21 protein-coding genes and 1 riboswitch are annotated in these 19,708 nt (G+C 62.5%); of the genes, 6 read left to right on the top strand and 15 right to left on the bottom strand.

The genetic code is table 11. The features are described from left to right. Positions 1 to 2: 2 nt before the first annotated feature. A complete protein-coding gene (locus J4E04_RS04835) occupies positions 3 to 1,223 on the bottom strand; it encodes an McrB family protein (RefSeq protein WP_490150013.1) in 1,221 nt (406 codons plus the stop codon). 447 nt (positions 1,224 to 1,670) lie between these two features. Here J4E04_RS04835 and J4E04_RS04830 point away from each other — a divergent pair, with 447 nt between their 5' ends. Beyond that, the gene (locus J4E04_RS04830) at positions 1,671 to 2,711 is read left to right on the top strand and encodes a DUF8548 family protein (protein WP_490150012.1); all 1,041 of its coding nucleotides are present in this window, start codon (positions 1,671 to 1,673) and stop codon (positions 2,709 to 2,711) included. 59 nt (positions 2,712 to 2,770) lie between these two features. Here J4E04_RS04830 and J4E04_RS04825 read toward each other — a convergent pair whose 3' ends face one another. The 4 genes from J4E04_RS04825 to J4E04_RS04810 form a co-directional block, all read right to left on the bottom strand. Beyond that, positions 2,771 to 3,562, bottom strand: coding sequence for a hypothetical protein (locus J4E04_RS04825; RefSeq protein ID WP_490150011.1), 792 nt, complete (start codon positions 3,560 to 3,562; stop codon positions 2,771 to 2,773). 235 nt (positions 3,563 to 3,797) lie between these two features. Then, the gene (locus J4E04_RS04820; RefSeq protein ID WP_490150010.1) at positions 3,798 to 4,241 is read right to left on the bottom strand and encodes a hypothetical protein; all 444 of its coding nucleotides are present in this window, start codon (positions 4,239 to 4,241) and stop codon (positions 3,798 to 3,800) included. Positions 4,242 to 4,313: 72 nt separating this feature from the next. Beyond that, positions 4,314 to 4,895 carry a VWA domain-containing protein gene (locus tag J4E04_RS04815; protein WP_490150009.1) on the bottom strand — a complete coding sequence of 194 codons (582 nt, stop codon included), beginning with the start codon at positions 4,893 to 4,895 and terminating at the stop codon, positions 4,314 to 4,316. Between the two features lie 88 nt (positions 4,896 to 4,983). After that, positions 4,984 to 5,595, bottom strand: a complete 612-nt coding sequence (locus tag J4E04_RS04810) for a DUF4352 domain-containing protein (protein WP_490150008.1) — start codon at positions 5,593 to 5,595, stop codon at positions 4,984 to 4,986. A gap of 283 nt (positions 5,596 to 5,878) precedes the next feature. Here J4E04_RS04810 and J4E04_RS04805 point away from each other — a divergent pair, with 283 nt between their 5' ends. Beyond that, positions 5,879 to 6,967, top strand: coding sequence for a sensor histidine kinase (locus J4E04_RS04805; RefSeq protein WP_490150007.1), 1,089 nt, complete (start codon positions 5,879 to 5,881; stop codon positions 6,965 to 6,967). Positions 6,968 to 6,971: 4 nt separating this feature from the next. Here the strand turns inward: J4E04_RS04805 and J4E04_RS04800 are convergent, their stop codons facing one another. Beyond that, entirely contained in the window at positions 6,972 to 7,736 is a 765-nt protein-coding gene (locus J4E04_RS04800) for a 3-oxoacyl-ACP reductase (RefSeq protein WP_490150503.1), read from the bottom strand. Beyond that, positions 7,736 to 7,830, bottom strand: a riboswitch (TPP riboswitch). Its footprint overlaps the gene before it by 1 nt. Before the next feature lie 56 nt (positions 7,831 to 7,886). Between J4E04_RS04800 and J4E04_RS04795 the strand changes: the two genes are divergently transcribed. The 3 genes from J4E04_RS04795 (at position 7,887) to J4E04_RS04785 (ending at position 10,183) form a co-directional block, all read left to right on the top strand. Then, entirely contained in the window at positions 7,887 to 8,534 is a 648-nt protein-coding gene (locus J4E04_RS04795; protein WP_490150006.1) for a response regulator, read from the top strand. A gap of 168 nt (positions 8,535 to 8,702) precedes the next feature. Next, a complete protein-coding gene (locus tag J4E04_RS04790; RefSeq protein ID WP_490150005.1) occupies positions 8,703 to 8,960 on the top strand; it encodes a helix-turn-helix domain-containing protein in 258 nt (85 codons plus the stop codon). Next, positions 8,957 to 10,183: a type II toxin-antitoxin system HipA family toxin gene (locus J4E04_RS04785; RefSeq protein ID WP_490150004.1), complete on the top strand. Its 1,227-nt coding sequence runs from the start codon at positions 8,957 to 8,959 to the stop codon at positions 10,181 to 10,183. Before J4E04_RS04790 ends, J4E04_RS04785 begins: the two co-directional genes overlap by 4 nt. Before the next feature lie 61 nt (positions 10,184 to 10,244). Here the strand turns inward: J4E04_RS04785 and J4E04_RS04780 are convergent, their stop codons facing one another. From J4E04_RS04780 to J4E04_RS04770, 3 genes are all read right to left on the bottom strand, one after another. Further along, positions 10,245 to 10,448 (bottom strand): zinc-ribbon domain-containing protein, encoded by a 204-nt coding sequence (locus J4E04_RS04780; RefSeq protein WP_056073455.1) that lies wholly within the window; start codon positions 10,446 to 10,448, stop codon positions 10,245 to 10,247. Positions 10,449 to 10,467: 19 nt separating this feature from the next. Continuing rightward, the gene (locus tag J4E04_RS04775) at positions 10,468 to 11,304 is read right to left on the bottom strand and encodes an SDR family oxidoreductase (RefSeq protein ID WP_490150003.1); all 837 of its coding nucleotides are present in this window, start codon (positions 11,302 to 11,304) and stop codon (positions 10,468 to 10,470) included. Between the two features lie 61 nt (positions 11,305 to 11,365). After that, positions 11,366 to 12,325, bottom strand: coding sequence for a helix-turn-helix transcriptional regulator (locus J4E04_RS04770; protein WP_490150002.1), 960 nt, complete (start codon positions 12,323 to 12,325; stop codon positions 11,366 to 11,368). 103 nt (positions 12,326 to 12,428) lie between these two features. Between J4E04_RS04770 and J4E04_RS04765 the strand changes: the two genes are divergently transcribed. After that, positions 12,429 to 12,845 (top strand): VOC family protein, encoded by a 417-nt coding sequence (locus J4E04_RS04765; protein WP_490150001.1) that lies wholly within the window; start codon positions 12,429 to 12,431, stop codon positions 12,843 to 12,845. An 861-nt stretch (positions 12,846 to 13,706) separates the two neighbouring features. Here J4E04_RS04765 and J4E04_RS04760 read toward each other — a convergent pair. From J4E04_RS04760 to J4E04_RS04735, 6 genes are all read right to left on the bottom strand, one after another. Continuing rightward, positions 13,707 to 14,318 (bottom strand): hypothetical protein, encoded by a 612-nt coding sequence (locus tag J4E04_RS04760; protein WP_490150000.1) that lies wholly within the window; start codon positions 14,316 to 14,318, stop codon positions 13,707 to 13,709. A gap of 223 nt (positions 14,319 to 14,541) precedes the next feature. Next, entirely contained in the window at positions 14,542 to 15,813 is a 1,272-nt protein-coding gene (locus tag J4E04_RS04755) for a hypothetical protein (RefSeq protein WP_490149999.1), read from the bottom strand. Positions 15,814 to 16,119: 306 nt separating this feature from the next. Further along, complete coding sequence (locus J4E04_RS04750; RefSeq protein ID WP_490149998.1) at positions 16,120 to 16,827, bottom strand: endonuclease/exonuclease/phosphatase family protein; 708 nt, start codon at positions 16,825 to 16,827, stop codon at positions 16,120 to 16,122. 52 nt (positions 16,828 to 16,879) lie between these two features. Continuing rightward, on the bottom strand, positions 16,880 to 17,479 hold the full coding sequence (locus tag J4E04_RS04745) for a LutC/YkgG family protein (RefSeq protein ID WP_490149997.1): 600 nt from the start codon (positions 17,477 to 17,479) through the stop codon (positions 16,880 to 16,882). Then, complete coding sequence (locus J4E04_RS04740; RefSeq protein ID WP_490149996.1) at positions 17,476 to 18,942, bottom strand: LutB/LldF family L-lactate oxidation iron-sulfur protein; 1,467 nt, start codon at positions 18,940 to 18,942, stop codon at positions 17,476 to 17,478. The genes J4E04_RS04745 and J4E04_RS04740 overlap by 4 nt, the downstream gene beginning before the upstream one ends. Beyond that, positions 18,939 to 19,679 carry a (Fe-S)-binding protein gene (locus tag J4E04_RS04735; RefSeq protein ID WP_056073464.1) on the bottom strand — a complete coding sequence of 247 codons (741 nt, stop codon included), beginning with the start codon at positions 19,677 to 19,679 and terminating at the stop codon, positions 18,939 to 18,941. Before J4E04_RS04735 ends, J4E04_RS04740 begins: the two co-directional genes overlap by 4 nt. Positions 19,680 to 19,708 lie beyond the last annotated feature (29 nt).

The following is a 19,708-nucleotide window of genomic DNA, read 5'->3' as shown; positions in this document are numbered from 1 at the left end:
GATCAGGTCCCATCCGGTTCAGCTATTGACGCGATGGATTCGTACATTTCCGTTCGCGAAATGCCGGCATCAGTGAGAATGTTGTCTAACGAGAACTCGAGCTGAACCTCGATCGCGGAGGCTCCATGTCGGTAGTCCGCCACGAGAGGGATGATCGAGGTGTTCCACATCTGGTCCAAACCGCCCGGCCTGTAGAGCGAATCGCGCATGAAATAAGACGGTCCAAGCTTATAGTCCTCCTCCTCAATCCGCTTATTTAGCGCATCGTGTATGTCGGCAATCTTGCCCGGCAAACCCCGCTTGGACAACCAGGTGCGGAGAGAATCTGAGACGGGATATTCACCGGGCCTCAAAGCAAGGAAGGCGAACCGGCGCCTCATAGCAGCATCAACAGCGGCAACAGACCTGTCAACTGAGTTCATCGTCCCGATAATGATCACGTTCCGTGGAAGCGAGAACGGAGCTAAATCATTCGTCCCGTACATCAGGTCGATCGACCTGTCACGATACTCGAGCAGAAAGTATAGCTCACCAAAAATCTTAGACAGATTTCCCCGATTGACCTCGTCGATCAGAAGTACGAAGTTTTCTTTCGGGGCATTGCGCGCAGCGTCGGAAATCCGCCGGAGCGGGCCTGCCCGCAGCTCGAACTGCAGTTGTCCACCCTCCGCACCAGTGGGACGAAATCCTTCGAAAAAATCCTCGTATGAATACGACGGATGGAATTGCACCATGCGAATATTCTCGCGCCTGGCAAGATGCGAAGCCAGATGTGATGCGACAAAAGTCTTACCTGTACCGGGGGGGCCATACAAGATGAGTTGCGGACGGTCCCGGAGAGAGTCGACTGCCGACTGCAACCATTTTATTGGCAAGTTGGTCGCATGTGCCAGACTCTCATCGGCATCAGGAAATCTGCCGGGCGGGTCTTCTTTGGATATCACCACATGAGTCGGCGTCGGCAATGGCGCACCGCCGCGCGCTTCTGCGAAAGCCCCGCTGAGGATCTCGATCAAACGGTGAGCGGTGGCCTCGTCAACTTGAATCGACTGGCTGCTCTTCGGGTCAGCCTGCCGGTTCTTGGAACCGAAGGTAGACAGGTGGACGAGCGGCGTTCCATCCGAATCCTCGATTAGTTTCCACTCGCAAACCACGCCGTTCTCGACCTTGTGTGGGGAGATTCGTTCTTGACTGCTGGGCTGGAGCTCCAGGATGCGTGCCATCTGTCGATCGTATGCGTACGCGCAAGTTCAGTGACAACATGTCGCTCCACCTTTGAGCGGCCAAGCACCCCCTTTCGGGTAGCGACTCGCGTATCAACCGCAGCCCCCACGAGCATCACGGTGCCTCGCCGAATTCGCACGCAGAACACCGACGACCGATTCTCGAGGGTCACCCCGTCTGATGACCGGATGTATCCGGGTTGGTCAAGCCCTTCGTCGGTTGACCTCCATGAGAGTCGAAAGCCGCATAGCTGCCGGGGTGTCTGAGGCCGAGTTGATGTTCCTCGAGTCGTTTGCGCAGCTGCGCGACCTTACAGTGTGCGTGCTGCGCTGCTGCGCCGATTCGGGCTAGCAATCGGCCGCAGAGGTCGACCCGGTCAGGCCGCCGGCATCACGGGCACACTGACTGGTCGATCCGGGCGGCAGATCGCCCGACTGAGCGGGCCTGTGTTGGCGTCCGCGATCGAACAGATCGTCACCGCCACCACGGACGATCCGAACATCGCAATCCCCGGCGGCGTACATATCGAAGCGGGGCCCGGAGCCTCGACACTGACCGCCAGCGACCGCTGCCGCCTGTCGACACGCACCCTTGTCAGCCACATCGACGGTGCTGCGGCCTTGGCCGCGACAGTGAGCGGCGACGACCTACGACATGCTTCGCCACACACGCCGCACCTCGTCGGCGAGCGTGGATGTCGGGTTACCAATCGTGGTCGCGGCCCATTTGTTCAAGGAGTTCTCCCATTTGTCGGACTCCCGTGCGATGGTGCCGTGAAGCAAAAGGAGTTGAGCATGTCTGAGCAATCTGACGTCGAAGCACTGGTGGTTGCATGCCGGGAACAGCTGGGTCCGCAGTCCGGATGGTTCCGACCCGATGGATACCGGAACAGTCTTGCGTTGTGCATCATCGATTCAATCCAGTCGACCGGATCTCACTACACGAGTGTGCGCAACGTCGTGAACCGGTACCGAGAGCTTCGCGGCGGGGCTGCCGCGACCGACGGCACAGCTGATCTGCTCGCATCCTTCGATCAGTTCGGGGGGACGCGCGCATGGGCCGCAGCCGTCGGCAACCTCAAGCCGGCATCGACCAAGCAGGGCGCGTCACTGAAGGCGGCAGTCATGCACGACATCGCAAAGAAACTCCACGACGCAGGCATACGCACCGCTACACAGTTCAGGGAGCACGGCGAGTTGAGGGACGACAATGAGGATCACCGAAGCTCGCTGAAGCAACTGTGGACGTCGGCAGAGGCCCAGCGGTCAGGAATCACGTTCGAGTACGCGCTCATCCTTGCGGGGCTCCCCGGGGTCAAGTCTGACCGTATGGTGATGCGTTACGTCGCTAGCGCGACCCGCCGCGGTGATCTCACTCCCACTACTTGCGCTTTACTAGTCCGCGATGCCGCAGCCCAACTCGGCACCGATGCCGCAGTACTCGACCATACTATTTGGCGGACAGCATCCGGCCGTGCCGGCAGCTGAGACCGAAACCCGACAACGGTGCTGATATGCCTATCCCGCTGATCGCCGCCGCCAGCACATCACTCCTCCAGGTCGAGTGATGCGACGCCCTCTTCTCCACCACGCTTGATCTGAGCGACTTTCGCTTTGATCTGGTCCTTGGCGGTCTCACTCATCTGAACCTTGATGAAGTCGTTCAGGAGTGCAGGATCCGTTACTACTCGCGAGGGACGCTGCTTGACACGCCACGTCGTAGTGTTGCGGGGATCACCGAAGGTGACAACGCCGATCCCGCTTTCGCCGGCAACGGAACACACTTCGAACACTTGATTCTCGGTCGCAACTTCCAGATGCGGTGGGATGTAGAAGAACACCCACGCGCGCGTTGACGCTCGTCGATGTGCCAGCGCCTCGTAGACCGCGGCGATGTCCACAGATACGAACGATTTAACCTCGACACTCGACACATCCATTGACAGGTGTGGGACGTAGTCGAAAGACTCGAGCCCAACTGACACGAGGTCCGGCCGAGTCCACCGACCCCCGGTCACCCGGCCGCCCTGCATAGCAGTGTTGTCGACGACAATAGGAACATGGCCCAGCGTCTGTTTCCAATCCTTCAACGGGACATCGCACAGGGGTCCGTACAGGAGGGATTCCTTGACCTTCGCTGACGGGACCGCCTTACCGTCGTCGGTCAAGCTGAGCGAACCGCGTCCGCCTGCAACAGTGACCGCCAACTTTTTGGCTATGAGGTTCTTCCTGGATGCCTCGTACCGATTGTCACTGAACTTGCAGCGCTGCTGTAACGTTCTATGACCGACAGCTTCGCCGGCCTTGTGGAGCTGGTCGAGGATTTCATTGTCGTCCACGGTAATCTGCGGAACCCTTACCATCGCGAACCCGTCCCCATTCGTTGACGGCCATCGGTTCTCGATGGCGCCTTGTGACCAGCGTAGTTGCTAGGTCCACGGTCCGCTGGATCTCCTGCGAATACCAAATCTACTCATGATCGCGTCAGGTCAAGGCAAGCCCACCTCGAGTCCACTCTCTGCAGGTTGGCGACCAATCTGTGGTACAGCGACACCAGCTGTCCACACAATGCAACTAGTGCCCACTCGCTTTGCGGACCAAGGCATCATCGCGGACGCACCTCCAACCGAAGGATTGCAGAGCCTCCACGATGGCGACCTCATCGCCCACGTCGAAGTGCAAGAACTCGCCGTCATGAATGGTGTCCTCGACCTTCCCGTATTGCTCACGAACCGATTGCGGGACATCGCGGAGCATCTCGCGGGCGGGCCAAGCCGGCCAATCACCGTCGGCGTGTCCGGGAACAGCGTTCAGGTCGAACACTTCGCCCTCCGCAGGAAGGTCAGTTTCGCCATCGGCGAAGCGCTCGACCACATCGGTCCAGCTTTCGGCGCTGAGGCTGTTCTTTGCATCCCCCCATGTTCCAAATTCCGAATGCAGCAGTGCCAGCTGCTCGGCAGCGTCAGACTTGATGAAAATCAACTCGCCGGCGACATCGCCGTAAACGTACTCATTCATTTCGACAGCCTTCCACAGCTCGGAATGTCAACGACGTCGAATGGGCGTCTTGCCAGCTTAGCCGGGGAAGGCTCACCGCCCCGCCCGCCGCCGATCACCGTCCGAGAACCCATCCACCTGCTGCATCCCGTAGGCGCGCTTTCGCTCCTGATAGTCCACCACCGCCGAGAATGCTGCGCTCACACCCACCGACGAGGCGTCGTAGGTCAGCGACTTGTCGGCCTTGAAGCCCATCTGCGAACCGGTGTCCACCGCGTCCATGTTGGCTCCCAGGAACACGAAGTCCCACCCGTACTGCGATTCCTGCTGCTCGATCAACTCGCGAACCGCCTGGTTCGACCACTCCCGACTCGAATTCTCCTGCCCGTCGGTCATCACCAGCACGGTGACCGATCCCGGCCGTTCCTCCTCGGGTAGGGCCGCAAGCGACAAGCCGATCTCGGTGACGAACTTCCCCACCGCGTCGTACAACGCCGTCATTCCGCGGGGTACCAAGTACAGCGGTGGTACCTGGTCTATCGGTGTCGAGTCGTAAACCATCGCGTACTGATCATCGAACTGCGCCAGCGTCACGACGGTTGTGCCGTCGTGACCACGCTCGGCCTCGATGAAGGTGTCGAATCCTCCGCGGGTGTCGTCGGCGATGGACGACATCGAACCGGAACGGTCGAGTAGAGCTGCAACGAGGGACAAAGAAGGATCTGGCGTGAAAACTCCTGACGTGGGAACGGATAGATAAAGATCAGACGACGGAGACGGTGACGCCGCCGGAGAACAAGGAGTCGTGTAGCTCGATCTCCGACGGTGCGGTGCCCGCCGGAACGTCGTAGACGAGCGTCGCCATGAGCGAGTTGCCCGGATTGATTTGCGAGAAGCCGAGATTCGGATCATTTGTCACCGTCGCGAGTGTGTCGGTCGAGTACTCACGCCCCTGCCCGTCCAGTAGCTTCTGCGACGACGTGTCGAACAGTTGCTGCTCGTTGCCGATGTTCGCGACATTCAGGGTGACCAGGACATACTCGCCCTGCGGCGTCTGCGACGTGTACTGATCCCCCACACTGGCGACGCCACGCTCGACGTTCTGCACGGTGAACTCGAACTTGCCGTCCCTCACCGCAGCACCGATTCCCGGTGCGGACTCCTCGGCCGGCGCACTGCTGCCCTCCGTTGCGGCCTGCGAGGAGGACGTGGTGCCACTCGTGGACGATTCCTGTCCTCCGCTCGCCAGATTGACGCCGACAGCGATGACGACGACCGCACCGATCGCCGTGAGGATCTTGTGCCGCAGGAACCAGTTCTTCTTGGTCGGCGGCTGCTGTGGCTGCGCGTGCGGGTTCTGGGGAGGCTGAGTCATGGCGAGTCCTTTCGGTGGTGCCGGCACCGGTCGGTGCGTCCCACCAAGAACACCGCAGTGACCCCGTCGGGCACCTCGTCGATTCGGCCGGTCTCACTCCTCCTTTCGGTCGGCATTCGCGACCGAAGAACGGAGGCTCATGTCAGACCATGGCCGTACCGTCTTCTCTGTGACCACTACTGCAGCTACGGTTCGGCGTCGCGCCTGGACCGTCGGCGCAGTAACGCTCAGCGTGTTCTGCACCTTCATGGCTGCCGGTCTTGCGGGTACATCGGGAACACCGGTGTGGAACGTCGCGCTCGGCGTCGTCCTCAATATGGCCGCCGCGATTGCGTTGATCTGGCGACACGACAAACCGTGGATCGTCCTCGCGATCGCCGTCGTCGGTCCGCTCTTCTTCGCCACCGACGCAACGGCTGCGCTGATAGCCCTCTATGCGGTGGGCGTCTTCGCTCGGGGTCGCGCTCTCGCCGGTGCTGCGGTCGCGGTCTACCTGGCCTGCGCGATATCCCTCGTGTACGACGCAGGGCGCCGCCGCGACTATTCGGTCCTGACAATCGGAGTCAAGCACGTCGAGGGCACTCCCCCGCCGACGTGGTCGCTTCCATGGTGGCTTCCCTGGCTCGTCGCGGCTGTCCTCGTCGCCGTCGTTCTGGGGCTCTCTCAGCTTCGCCGTACGAAGTCCGATCTCGTGGTGGCCGTGCAGTCCCGCGATCAGGCAACCGCGCAATCGCAGCGCCTGCACGAGGACATGCTGATACAGCAGGAACGCTCCCGCATCGCGCGCGATATGCACGACACCCTGGCCGCAGGACTCAGTCGAATATCGTTGTTGGCAGGCGGTTTACAGGTTGGGAGCAAGGACGGGCCGGAGAAAATTTCCAACACGTCGGCACTGATCCGTTCCACGGCTCACGACTCCCTGGACGAGCTCAAACGCATCATCGGCGTTCTCCGCGGGTCCGACACCGGCGGCGAGGATGCTGGCCGGCGAAGCATCGCGGGCATTGGAGACCTCGTCGACGCGGCGCGTTCTGCCGGGTGTCGGGTGACCCTGGTTCAGGACATTCATCCCGGTGTCGTCGGCGATCTGACCAGTCATACCGCGTACCGCATCGTGCAGGAAGCTCTGACCAACAGTCAGAAGCATGCCCCGAGTTCCCCCCTCCACATCACGGTGAGCGGGGCGGACACGGACGGCATCAGCCTGACAGTGCGCAACCACATCTCGACGACAGCGCAACCTGGCCCTGGTTCGCGAACCGGACTGGCCGGCCTCGCGGAGCAAGCTCACAACGCCGGCGGGTGGGTGCGGTGGACAGCTATGGGTGGCGAATTCATCGTGACGGCCTGGCTCCCCTGGTACTCCTGACGCGTCAGTCCTTCACCAATCCGCCGTCGACGACCAGGTTCTGACCCGTCACCGCCCTCGACCACGGCGACGCGAAGAACAACACAGCATCAGCGAACTCGGCCGGCGTCGTCACCCGGCGCAGCGGGGTGCTCTCGGCGATCATGTCGAACACCGCGGGCGGGGTCGCAGAGCTGGCATCCGTGGTCCGCAATAGACCACCGGACACCATGTTGACGGTGATGCCGTCAGGTCCGAGGTCCGCCGAGACGGTCCTCGTCAGCGCCAACAAGGCAGCCTTCGCCACTGTGTAGTCGTGATACGGAACGACGGGGTTCTGGACGAGATTGGTGCCGATCGTGATGATCCGCCCGAATCCCGCCTCACGCATGCCCGGCACAGCTGCCTGCGTGGTGTGCAGAGCGCCGGCAACGCTGCCGCGGAACTGCGAGTCGAACGCCGACCACTCGATCTCATCGGCCTTGGCACGGCCGTCGCCGTTGAACGAGAAGTCGATCAGAGCGTTGTTGACGACGGTGGTGACAGTCGACCCGAAATGTTCACGCGCCCTGTCGAACAGCGCGTCGACCTGGTGTCGGTCCGTGACATCGGCCTGCACCGCGACAACACGGTCAGGACCGAACTCGGATGCCAGAGCATCGGCTGCGGCTGCACTGCGGTGGTAGTTGATCACGACGCGGGAACCTTGCTGCAGGAACGCTCGCGTGATCGCAGCACCCAGTCCGCGAGCACCGCCGGTCACGAGCACGATCTGTTCGGCCAACGGCACTGTGCGCATCTCGACATCCCTTCGCCAGCATGACCTGGTCAGGTTCGACGGGTGTGTTCTCAGCCGGTTCGGTTCGGCACCCCGTGTCCGACTCCATAGAACACCTATCCGCTGTGGTGTGTCGGCGCGACCCGATACGGTCGACCCATCATGGACTCCGATGCGGTCATCACCGTTCTCGCCGTGGACGACGACGCATTCGTTCGTCGCGGCGTGGCGGACATCTTCGCTGCCACCACGGACATCGTGGTGGTCGCGTCGGTCTCGGACGGTGACGAGGTCCCCGCCGCAGTCACCGCTCATCGGCCCGACGTCGTCCTGATGGATCTGACGATGCGCCGAGTGGACGGACTCGACGCCACGCGAGCATTGATGGCATCGGCGCACCCACCGAAGGTCGTCGCGATGACAGCGATGGACGTGGACGACCTGGTGGTCCAGGCCATCGAGGCCGGCGCCCACAGCTTCCTCAGCAAGTCGGAGGCGCCCGAGACGTTCCATCAGTCGATCCGCGCCGTCGCTGCCGGCAACACTCTGTTCTCCGAAGAGTCACTTCGAAAGATCGTGGCCACTACCCGACCACCACGGCCTACTGTGACGCTGGAAGCGCTGACCGACAAGGAACGAACAGTGTTGTCGGCCATGGCATCCGGGGCAACGAACGCCGACATCGCACGGCAGCTCTACATGGCGGAAACGACGGTCAAGTCGCATCTCGCTGCCGTCAATCACAAGCTGCAGGTCACCAACAGGGTCGAGGCTGCGCTGATGGCGTTCCGCGCGGGACTGGTTGTCTGAGGACCTCGGGTCAGACTACGCCTGCTGACGCATGCTTTAGCCGGATTCGTGCTGGTCTATCACGCGCATCGCTCTTTAAGCTTGCTGCGAACGACATAAGGCTGTTCAATCGTCGCCATCGGCGGTAACGTGGCCTTAAGTTGTCTCTGGCAAGCATTGGAAACCCGCATGGCACTTCCTCGAAAGTCGCGTCGTACCGACGTCAGCAAACTCGCCAGGTCTTTCACAGCACGCCGTCACGACTTGGGTCTGACGCAAGCTGAGCTCTCTCTGCTGGCCGGAGTCGGCCGTTCGACTGTTCAAGCTATCGAGGGCGGCAAAGACGCGCCTCAACTCGACGGGGTCAACGCCGTCGCTGACGCGTTGGGGTGCGATCTGACGCTTGTGACCCGCGCCGGAGCCATCGTCGAACCAGGGGAACGATGACCACCGGAGCCGACTTGCGCGACATCGATCGAGCAGACGTCTACAAGGGCAACGTTCGCGCAGGGTCACTGACGAGGTCCGGCGACAACGTCAGCTTCCACTACGACGATGACTACCTGGCGCGACCCGGCGCGGACCCGGTTGCCTGGTCGCTGCCCACCGACGCTGTCGACGTCAGCGTAGGAGCGGGGAGCGTGCCGCCCTTCTTCGCAGGATTGCTCCCGGAAGGTGTTCGTCTCTCCGGTGTGGTCGCCGGGATGAAGACGTCGGAGGACGACCACTTCACCATTCTCCTGGGCGTCGGATCGGACACTATCGGCGACGTGCGCGTTGTCCCCCACGGAACCGAGCTGCAGCCTGCAACGTTCGCCTTCGATCCGGAATCCCCGTCACCGGACTTGCGGGCGTTGTTCGATCAGTTGTCCGGGCCGGATTCGATGCGCGTCGATACCGCGAGCTTGCCCGGGGTGCAAGGCAAGGTGTCCGCCCAGATGTACACGTCGCCCGTAGCGACGACGCAAGGGGCAGCCATTCTGAAACTGGCTCCGCCGAACCGCTTTCCGCGTCTGGTCGAGAACGAGAACTTTTTCATGACTGTCGCCGAGAGCTGCGGGCTCGTCGTACCGCGTCGGCACATAGTGACCGACGCCTGTGGAGTATCGGGACTTCTCGTTCAACGTTTCGATCGGGACGGTGATCGTAGGCTCGCGCAAGAGGACGCGTGTCAGATCAACTCGCTGTACCCATCGTCGAAGTACCGGATGAAGACCGAGACGGTGATCGACACACTCGCCTCGACTGTCGAACTCGGTGGAGGTTCCGCGCGCCAGGCGGCGCTCGAACTGCTCAGGCTCACCGTGTACTCGTATGCGATCGGCAATGGAGATCTCCACGGGAAGAATTACTCCATTCGCCGGAACACCAGCGGAATGTGGGGAGTCACTCCGGCATACGACCTGCTGTGCACTCAGCCGTACATGGGCTGGAACGATCCGATGGCACTGACGTTCTACGGTCGGAACAATAAGTGGTCGCGCGACCACATAGTTGACGGCGCGGCACGCCATCGACTTCCACGTAAAGCGGTAGAGCGAGTTCTGGACGACGTGTGCGCCGGTGTACGCGCGGCAACCAGCGACGTGAAATCGATCGGCTTCGGCGAGAAGACCACGTCGCGAATGACCAGGTTCATCAGCGCGCGCTGCGACGAGCTATCCAGCTGACGCACATCCGACATCCACCCGCGCAGTCAGGTCGCCATGACGGACTGCATGTGGCAATGGATCACGCGTACACAGCCGCCCCGCAGATTCCACACTCCTCGAACTCGGTGCGCTTCCAGCGCGCGAGCGGGATAAAGAAGACGCTGAACTGCTTGTACTGCTGCATCCGAGCCCACTGAGTGGTGTTGTGGCAGCGCTGGCAGGTGCGGGTGTGGCCCGCGCCGAGGGATCTGCGTTTCAGGCCGAAGCCGAAGAGGAGGAACACCGCTCCCAGGATAGGTGGTCTAGCCGTTCCGAAGAACCTCTCGCAGCGTCATCGCACGCCGACCAGTCACCCGCTCGACGTCGTCGGTCACGGCGCTGAGTTCGCCGGAGGCAATCGCCGTGTACGTCGACACCCAGGCATCGTTCTGCCAGTCCGGCGCGTCCCAGACAGCGCGTGACTCGTACGCCTCGTCGAGCGTCTCGTCGTGGAACGACACCGCACGACCTCGAACGTCGGCGATTGTCGCGGCCACCTCGGACATCGACAGCGCTTCCGGCCCGGTCAGGTCATAGGTGGTGTTCACGTGTTGCTGGGGGTCAGCCAGAACGCGTGCCGCGACTCGCGCCACGTCTGCGCGCGCCACCAAGGACACCCGTCCGTCCGCCGCCGGGCCGCGTATGACACCGTCCTCGCCCGCGAACAGTTCCATCACGTCGCTGTAGAAGTTGTCGCGGAGGAACGTGTGCGCCAGCCCGGACTCCTTAATGTGCTGCTCGGTAAAGAAGTGATCGCGCGCGAGAGTGAACGTCGCGTCCGGCGCCGCCCTGAAGAACGACGTGTAGACGATGTGCCGAACTCCGGCCTGCGCCGCAGCATCGATGAAGGTGCGGTGATCCGTCAGCCGTGTCGCATTCTCGGCGCCGGACACCATGAACAACACGTCGATTCCTGCCAGGGCCTGCGTGGCACCTTCCGCGTCACTGTAAGAACTGGTGCCGACGGTGGCACCGGGCAGCTTCGGCGCTCTGGAGGGATCGCGAACCAGCAAGTGTTGTGGTGTGCCGGTTTCCGCGAGGTGCGCTGCAACAGCGCCGCCCACCGAGCCGGTTGAACCTGTGACAGCAATAGTCGGCATGACCGTCCCTCGCAGCAGTGTCGAACGGGTGACCGTTCGCGTTCGGGTCCGAGTATGCCCGTCATCCACTCGCCACCGCCCGCCGCAAGCATTCGCTGACCCTCACCACAGCGTCGGCAAGCTCCGGGGGACGTAGGTCCTCCAGCTCTGCGTCGAACCGAGCCAACGATGCCGCGATGCCCGTCCACGACCACGCGCCGATGCGGATACGACAACGGCCGTCACCGAGATCTTCGACCGTCCCGTCGGCGAGAAAGGGAGCGACCTCCGCCGCAGGAAGGTGCACCGTCGCCTCCCCTTCGCACGCCCAATCACCCGAGACCGTGCCGCGGAAGCGTCGACGGAGCAACTCGGCCGACGAGCCGCCGGGGATCGGGCGCGGAGTGAACCGCACGCCAGTTCGCATCTTCGGTGTCATGCGGTCGACTCGAAACACACGCCAGTCGTCGCGGTCCAGATCCCACCCGACGACGTACCACCGGCCTCCGGCACCGACCACTCCGTGCGGCTCCACGCGTCGCGGAGGTAGCACTGAATCATGTTCCCTAGATAAGTAATCGAAGCGAACTACCTCGTGCTTGCGCGCCGCCTCCCCGACCGTGCGTAGCACCACGGGATCGATCGGGTCTCCGATCGCAGGCAGCGCAGTGAGCGCCAGCGCGTCGACCCGGTTGCGGACGCGGGTAGGCATGACAGTTCGGAGGGTCGCCAAGGCTCGCTCGGCGGCATCGGCGATGTCGACACCCAGGGCCGGCACGACTTGCAGGGCGAGTGTCAGTGCGACCACCTGGTCGTCGTCGAGTAGCAAGGGCGGTACTTCTTCGCCCCCGTCCAGCCGGTAGCCACCGTCCGACCCGCGCAACGCAGCGACGTTGTAGCCGAGAACGCGCAACCGGTCGACGTCGCGGCGGATGGTCCTCGGGCTCACACCGAGTCGCCCGGCCAGTTCGGTACCCGGCCACTCGCGGCGGACCTGCAGCAACGACAACAGGGTCAGCATGCGCGAGGACGGTTCCGACATCACTCGAGTATGCGCGAGCAAGCGGTCAGGATCTGACCTATTGGCCTGTGATCGTCGTTCCTGTCGGCAAAGCCTGCCGGACCTAACCACTCGAGGAGTCTCGATGACCGTCATCACCGCCCTGCACATCAACCTTCGCGGCAACGCACGTGAGGCTTTGGAGTTCTACCAGTCCGTCTTCGGCGGCGAATTGGTCGCATTCCCCTACGGTGACACCGAATCGGGCCAGGGACCGACCCAGTCCGAGCAGATCGCCTGGGGTGAGGTCAGCACACCCGGAGGGTTCCGCGTCATGGCGTACGACATCCAGGACTCGCTTCCCTACAACGCCGGTGAGAACGCCTTCTACAGCGCGCTTCGAAGCCACGATGCGGACGAGATCACCGCCGCGTTCGAGGGCTTGTCTGCTGGGGCAACAGTGTTGGTGCCGCTCGGGCCGGTCGGGTTCTCACCGCTGTACGGCAAGCTTGTCGACAAGTTCGGCATCACGTGGATCCTGGACGTCATCCCTCAGTGGTGATCCGGTAGCGCATCGATCGTGGACTTCTGCCACCGCGAATCGGGCGTGGAAGTCCACGATCGCGAGTCGGCTCGAGGCAGGATGAAGATTCGGCCTATGACCGTCTTCCCATCTCCGGAGTAACGGACAGTCCCAGCAGCGAGATATCTGAAGCGTCCTTGTTCCCTACCTAACGGAGCAGGCTCGCATCTCCCATGCGATCCCGCATTGCTTGGACGCTGACAGTAAGCATCAAAACCGTGCAATGCTTGTACCGCATATGGTGAGCAGGAAGCACGAGCACCGCCCCGACCGCAGGAGCACGGAAGCGGAATGATGTCACTGAGCAAACCCACCGCAATTCAAGTCGTTCTCAGCGGGAACCCGGGTCAGCCATCGGAAGCCGCGCTACTGATTCGTGAGGATTTAGTGCGGCAGTATGCCAAAGACAGCACCTCTGGGCTGACAGTGCAGATGGTGTGGTCCCACGAGAGCGTATTTCCGTTATCACGACCATCGACAACTGAATCGAACGCTCACCTGATGGTCATCAGAGGCACTCCACGTGGCAGATTGAGAGCGTCATCGGTTGTGCTGGAACCTGGCTGGCTCGTCTACACGTACGGCGAGCACACTCCGGACGGCACTCGTGTCTATCGTTACCTTCTCTCCCCAGTCTCCGCCCACGAGCGGACATCGATCGACCTCCGGCTTGCCTTGGATCTTCACGGTCGCGGCTTGGAGTTTGGGGTGGCGTATCGGGAGCCGGCAGTTGTTAACGCGATTATAGGCTTGTGGGCAGATCTTTCCTACGGCACCGAAAGCGACGACGCGTAACGAATTCTCGGCGACTCATAGTGCCCCATCGGTTCTGTTGATCGCTCACCGATCGCGAGACAACTTTTCCGCAGCTTCCAACAGTTGATGTCCGATACGATCAGTGTTGGCGGCGAACATGTCTCGCGCAGCGGTGAGACTGTGGAAAGCCAGTTCGTCACCTTCCCGTGCCACCAGTTCGGAAATATCAGGCGAGCCGTGACTCTCGATCCAGCGGATCTTCTCGAGTTCTCGCTGAATTTCCATCAGTCCCTCCAGATAGCGACGCATGGCCACGAGTCGAGAACACAACGCTTGCTGGCGATCGAGCAGGGCCGCCCTACGCGCCTCGTATATTGCCTGTACCTCCTTGTCGTGGGCGAGGTGTCCGTGAGGCGCTGGCCCCAGCCTGGAGAAAGCGGCGTCGAGCTTGCTGGCGCTGGCCGCGACGGATTGCACCTCTGCGGTCAGGTCGATGCGAACGATGCGATGCTCGACCTCACCCGCCGTCCAAGCGTCAAGCTCCTGCACCGAAGACGCGAGGACTACAACTGCATACACCGCAGTTCCGCGCACTGTGCTCTTCAGTGCGATCAGCTCTTTGACGTCAGCGGCGTGCGTGGGAGTAGAACCCCGATCACGATTGATCGTGTGCCGAACCCGATTCAAGCGTTTCACAGCCGGATCATCGGTGGCGGACGCTGGAGGACTAGTTGATCTCCACGCTAGGAGGGCATCACTAACCAACTTGGGTGGTGACGGATAGCTGTTGCCCAACCACTTCGGCTTGTCGAGTCCGACAAGCGCATCATCCAGTGTTCGTTGGTCTGCAGAGCGTCTGTCGAGCGGGTTCCATCCCACGATCGACTCCTACCTTGTCTCGTCACATTGCATGACGTTGCTATGCCGCGTGCGCGGGAAATACAACCACCGAGCCGTCGGACTCCTGCACGATCTCGATTGCTACGTCGGAGAGCTCATCTCCGGTCTCCAGTCCGACGCCGAGTGCACGAACGCGGTACGCAGCATCAAGGAGTTTGTCGACTTCGCTTGCCCTGAATACCACATCACGCACACCGTGTGAACGATCGAGTTCAAGAGAGGAAAGATTGGACAGCAAATCCCGTATTCCGCTTTCGAGTTTCGAGACGCGAGTCAGATCAGACCTCAGCGCCTGCGTGAAGTTCTCGAACACATTGCCCTCGTTCATCTGCGCATGCTCGACCGCCTGCAGGATGATGATTCGCTTCTTCAAGGCGATAGCGAGTGCAGCAATCTCCAAGTGCAGGCGGAACTCTCCTCCTTCCTCATCGATCCCCTTGAACGAAGCCTTGAGCGGGCCGAGCTCGATTCGACGCCCCGCACGCTCAGAAAGCACGTTCTGCCACCGAGTCAGTCGGGATTCGGCAGTGGTCATCGCTGTGCTGATGGCATAAGACGCCGAATCAAGACCGATCGATGCGCCGACTCTGCCGTGATCCAGGAGAATCGCGGTGGCTTTCTCGATAGCGTCGACGCAGGCGTTCAACGCGTTACGTTCGCGAGACAGTTCATCATCAACCAATTTCTCGAGAAGGTTCGTGATCTTCTCGAGAGTTTCGGCGCGCTTCCTCTCAGCTTGCACACTCAATCCGGCGGCGACGGCCATCAGGACCAACGGGGCAGCAACAGTCATCGCTCCCGCTGCTCCGACTGCAACGCCTGCCGTGGCAGCCGAGCCTCCGACTGCGCCGCCGGCCACTGGAACGTAGGACGCGTGCGCAACAATTCCGGAACGACCCACAAGTGCACTGTGGACGCCTCCCACTTTGGACACCATCGGCTTGACGAGTCCGCTGCCCATCTGGCTCGCGACCTTGGCCGGAACGGTCATGCGATACAACGTTTCCCCCCCGACCTCGGATGTCACCTTGGGAGTGCTCTTGACGAGCTGCGCCAGTTGAGTCGCTAGCGGACTGGTGCTGATCAAGCGCATCCCGCCCGTACGATCCACACCTTTAGGCACGTCATGCGCTTCGAGAGTCGCCACCGGCGAGTCCGCCATCGAGGCCAGAACCGTGCGCAATTCAGTCAACCGAGCGGACGTCAAACTTCCCTCGCTTGCCATCAGGGCGTTCGATGTCGGCTGCGTCGCCAACGACCACACGGGAACTACGACATCGTTCGTCGCCATCAAAGACCTCCTGAGTCGCCGTCAGGCTATCCGAGCCACCCGACAGGGTTTGTCCGTATGCCAGCAACGTCGCGCACCGACCTCTATAGCCAAGGCAAAAGAAGGACGGACTACTCGATCGACCGCAAGGCTGCTGGGCCATCTGGCTCGAGACAGCAGTCCACGTTGTCGACCGCCTGGCAGCCCATCGGTCCAGCTGAGCACCGGTCGAGGTGTCCCGCGCACGAGGGACTCCCCGAGTCCTGATCACGCTGTGCGCTCACAAGGAGTCGGTATCGGCGCCACTCTGTTCGCGCGGCCCTGACGTCAGCGCGGTACGAGCTCACATACGACGCCGGAGTGATCGCTCAGACGCAGGTCGCCCATCGTTCCCGGCCACGTGCGAACGTCGACGCAGTCGAGATCCGAAGCGATGTGGTCGATGAGCTGACCGTCATTGGTGCTGCCGGCGGTATGGCACGTCCACCGTTCCATGACTTCGGTGAGACGGTCGGCTACCCGAATCGGTTGCTTGGCTCGCGGGATCTTCTGGTTGAAATCCCCGGCAACGATGACCGGCACAGATACATCGAAGGTGCCGATCACATCCTCGATCTGGTCCAGGCATTCGAAGTGTTCGGACCATGCAGCGGCATCGCGGCGACCTGTGCTCACGTGGGCGCGGGACCAGGGGATGCACACCGCGAGCAACCTGACCGGACCGATGGGGGTCTCGGTCAGCGCGGTCACCACACGTCCTGCGCCGCCTCCACTATCGATCCGACGCACCTCTGCAAGTGGATGCCGGGAGTACACCAGGACCTTGCGACGGGCCGGTTCGATCGCGTATCCCCAGTCGTCACCGGCATCGAGGGTGTACCCGTCGCCAGGAAGAAGGTCTTGGCGCCCCTCCGTCACGACAAAGATGTCTGCCGCCGTTCTCGCCAGACGATTCTGAACCTCTGCACCCCGCCGGCCGCGAGTCGTGGCCCATTCGACGTTCCAGGTGGCAACGGTGATTCGGGCAGCACTCACGCTATGCAGTGTAAGCGGGCCGATTTAATTTCCAGTGCTCGACGAGCTGCCCTCACTGGACGATCAACACATCTAACCGCCGAGGCCCGTGGACACCCTCCACCCTGTTCAGCTCGATGTCGCTGGTCGCGCTCGGCCCGCTGATGAAGGTCAGCGGCCGAGAGGCGTCCAGCACCGCGAAGGCCTGCGGCACCGTGTCCACCACCTGGTCGGCGCGGACGATGCAGATGTGATGGTCCGGCACCAGAGTCAGAGCCCTACGACCCTGCGCGACAGAGGCATCGAGCACTATCGTCCCCGTGGCAGCGATCCCCACCGCGCAGCCGGTGATCACCGCGTCGAGGGCATCGAGTTGGTCGATCGACAGGCCCTCGTCCGGAACCACCGCTATGCCGTCGACCCAGGCAGAGGGCAGATCGACGGGTACTACCGCTCGACCGCCACCGAGCAACGACGCCACCGTGCCGGCAATAGCCGACTCGGAGATCCGATAGACCTGCGCCCGGTAGTCGTCGACCGTTTCGGCGAAGCGGTCGACGTCACCCGACCAGACCAAGGCAGCTCGGTCGTAGTCCCGCGGAACATCGAGGCCGGCAACCCCACCTGCGGTCGCGGATCGGATGCGCTCGAGGATCTCCGACTTCGCGTTCATGACTCGTCCTCGTGCGTTCGTGCCCACCACTGGCGGAACGTTTCCTTCGGAAGTGCCGGCATGTCACGGCTCGTGGTCCACAACGATCCGGGGAAGGGAAGCGACTCGATGTGTCCCTTCTTCCCGGCCAGCAGGCGTCCGACGCCAGCAGCCTTCTCAGCCATCCCGAATCGCTTCGGCGAGTTCATCGCCCACCCTGCCGCCCGCATCGCGATCTCCTGCGCGCCGGGGATGCCGCCACGTTCGGAGTCGACCTGCTCGGCCCGAAGGTGCACCAGGATGTCCGGGATGTTGATGCGCACCGGGCACGCATCGAAACACGCCCCGCACAGCGACGACGCATACGGCAGTGACGCATTGGGGTCGTCGTGGCCGGTTGTGCCGGTGAGCTGCGGCGACAGGATCGCACCGATCGGGCCCGGATACACAGACCCGTACGCGTGCCCACCGGTCCGCTCGTAGACCGGGCACACGTTCAAGCACGCGCTGCACCGGATGCAGTTGAGGGCGGCGCGGCCCACCTCGTCGGCAAGCACGTTGGTTCTGCCGTTGTCGATGAGCACCAGGTGGAAGTTCTGGGGACCGTCGCCTTCGTGCACTCCGGTCCACATCGACGTATACGGGTTCATCCGCTCGGCCGTGGACGAGCGGGGAAGCAGTTGCATGAACACTTCGAGGTCCGCGAACGTGGGGACCAGCTTCTCGATGCCCATCAGCGTGATGAGGGTGTCGGGCAGCGTCAGACACATGCGCCCGTTGCCCTCGGACTCGACGACCGCGAGCGTCCCCGTCTCGGCGACACCGAAGTTCGCGCCACTGATGGCCACCTTCGCCGACAGGAACTTCCGTCGCAGATGCTCCCGTGCCGCCATGGCCAGTTCGCGTGGCTCATCGGTGATGGCAGCGTCGACACCGGGCATGCGACGCAGGAAGATCTCGCGAATCTCCGCACGGTTCCGGTGAATTGCGGGAACCAGGATGTGACTTGGCTTGTCGTCACCGAGTTGGACGATGAGCTCGGCCAGGTCGGTCTCGATCGCGGCGATGCCCTCGGCTTCGAGGTACTCGTTCAGGCCGGTCTCCTGGGTGGCCATGGACTTCACCTTGACCACCTCGTCACTGCCCGTCGCCTTGACCAGATCCGTGATGATGCGGTTGGCCTCGTCGGCGTCGCGTGCCCAGTGCACCACTCCCCCGCGGGCGGTGACGTTGGCTTCGAGTTGCTGCAGCAGCTCGGGCAGCCGCGACATCACGTCGGTCTTGAGGGCACTCCCGGCGAGGCGCAACTCCTCCCAGTCATCGCACTCCGCAACAGCTCCGAGTCGCTTCTCCCGAATCGTCTTGGTCGCAGCCCCGACGTTGCGCCGCATCTGAGTGTCCTGCAATGCGCGCTTCGCAGCCTTCGGGAAGCTCTCCTCGCCGCGGATGTTTCCGATACCGGGAGAACCCAAGAAGGTGGTCATGCTGCCTCCGTCGATGCCAGAATCTCCGCCAGGTGAACAGTTTTGACGCCGGTGCGCAGGCGGGACAGGCCACCGCCGATGTGCATCAGGCACGACGAGTCCCCGGCGCTGCACACCTCGGCACCGGTGGAGAGGACGTTGGCCATCTTGTCCGACAACATCGCCGTCGAGGTCTCAGAATTCTTCAACGCGAACGTTCCGCCGAAGCCGCAGCACGACTCGGCCTGGGGCAGTTCGACCAACGTCATGCCGCGCACGTTGCGCAGCAGTTCGAGTGGCTTGTCGCCGACGCGCAGCATTCTCAGCGAATGGCACGTGGGGTGGTAGGTGACGCGGTGCGGGTAGTAGGCGCCGACGTCGGTGACGCCGAGGACGTCGACCAAAAGCTCGGACAGCTCGTACGTGCGGCCGGCGATGTCCTCGGCGCGCGTGGCCAGGTCTTCATCACCGGCGCGGCGCGCGACCATCGCGTGCTGGTGGCGCACCGATCCGACGCAGGAACCGGACGGTGCGACGGCGACGTCCCACGACGACTTCTCGAAGACCTCGACGTGGTGGCGCACCAGCGGTGCGGCTTCTTTGAGGTAGCCGGTGTTGACGTGCATCTGGCCGCAGCACGTCTGATCCGACGGGAAGACGACGGTGTGGCCGAGCCGTTCGAGCAGTGAGACAGTCGCTTTCGCTGACTCGGGGAAGAGTGCGTCCGCCAGACAGGTGGCGAACAGGGCGATCCGCATGGAGCCTCCAGAGCGTGTGGTCTGACCAC

Source organism: Rhodococcus sp. NFXS4 (genome assembly GCF_058139645.1).
The sequence above is the reverse complement of the archived record's forward strand: the minus strand, read 5'-3'. Positions and strand labels throughout refer to the sequence as shown.

What these genes read in the sequence shown, in the direction of transcription:
- J4E04_RS04810 (WP_490150008.1), bottom strand. Translation starts at nt 5,595, where the DNA reads ATGACTCAGCCTCCCCAGAACCCGCACGCGCAGCCACAGCAGCCGCCG.
- J4E04_RS04835 (WP_490150013.1), bottom strand. Translation starts at nt 1,223, where the DNA reads ATGGCACGCATCCTGGAGCTCCAGCCCAGCAGTCAAGAACGAATCTCC.
- J4E04_RS04795 (WP_490150006.1), top strand. Translation starts at nt 7,887, where the DNA reads ATGGACTCCGATGCGGTCATCACCGTTCTCGCCGTGGACGACGACGCA.
- J4E04_RS04735 (WP_056073464.1), bottom strand. Translation starts at nt 19,679, where the DNA reads ATGCGGATCGCCCTGTTCGCCACCTGTCTGGCGGACGCACTCTTCCCC.
- J4E04_RS04765 (WP_490150001.1), top strand. Translation starts at nt 12,429, where the DNA reads ATGACCGTCATCACCGCCCTGCACATCAACCTTCGCGGCAACGCACGT.
- J4E04_RS04745 (WP_490149997.1), bottom strand. Translation starts at nt 17,479, where the DNA reads ATGAACGCGAAGTCGGAGATCCTCGAGCGCATCCGATCCGCGACCGCA.
- J4E04_RS04770 (WP_490150002.1), bottom strand. Translation starts at nt 12,325, where the DNA reads ATGTCGGAACCGTCCTCGCGCATGCTGACCCTGTTGTCGTTGCTGCAG.
- J4E04_RS04740 (WP_490149996.1), bottom strand. Translation starts at nt 18,942, where the DNA reads ATGACCACCTTCTTGGGTTCTCCCGGTATCGGAAACATCCGCGGCGAG.
- J4E04_RS04790 (WP_490150005.1), top strand. Translation starts at nt 8,703, where the DNA reads ATGGCACTTCCTCGAAAGTCGCGTCGTACCGACGTCAGCAAACTCGCC.
- J4E04_RS04820 (WP_490150010.1), bottom strand. Translation starts at nt 4,241, where the DNA reads ATGAATGAGTACGTTTACGGCGATGTCGCCGGCGAGTTGATTTTCATC.
- J4E04_RS04785 (WP_490150004.1), top strand. Translation starts at nt 8,957, where the DNA reads ATGACCACCGGAGCCGACTTGCGCGACATCGATCGAGCAGACGTCTAC.
- J4E04_RS04755 (WP_490149999.1), bottom strand. Translation starts at nt 15,813, where the DNA reads ATGGCGACGAACGATGTCGTAGTTCCCGTGTGGTCGTTGGCGACGCAG.
- J4E04_RS04815 (WP_490150009.1), bottom strand. Translation starts at nt 4,895, where the DNA reads ATGTCGTCCATCGCCGACGACACCCGCGGAGGATTCGACACCTTCATC.
- J4E04_RS04775 (WP_490150003.1), bottom strand. Translation starts at nt 11,304, where the DNA reads ATGCCGACTATTGCTGTCACAGGTTCAACCGGCTCGGTGGGCGGCGCT.